General features: G+C 74.9%; 1 protein-coding gene. It reads left to right on the forward strand.

The window, feature by feature from the left end; genetic code table 11:
- A partial coding sequence (locus tag E0702_RS17970; RefSeq protein ID WP_439952346.1) for a hypothetical protein occupies positions 1 to 255 on the forward strand: 255 nt, incomplete at both ends.

Consider the following 255-nt stretch of genomic DNA (forward strand, 5'->3'; position numbering starts at 1 on the left):
CCCGATGAGCGCGCCGCAACAGCTCGCCTTTCCCCTGCCTGCCTGGCCCGCCCTAGGCCGCGCGGCCTTTATCGCAGCGCCCTGCAACGCCGAGGCCCTGGCACGCATCGACGCGTGGCCCGAATGGCCCGCGCCGCGGCTGGTGCTGTGCGGCCCGCCGGCCTCGGGCAAGACCCACCCGGCGCAGATCTGGGCCGCCAAGGCCCGGGCGGAGACCCTGCCTGCCCCGTTGTTGACGCTCGACATGGTGGCGGA

Origin of the sequence: Halomonas marinisediminis (assembly GCF_004347715.1) — a bacterium.
Classification (GTDB): Bacteria; Pseudomonadota; Gammaproteobacteria; order Pseudomonadales; family Halomonadaceae; genus Halomonas; species Halomonas icarae.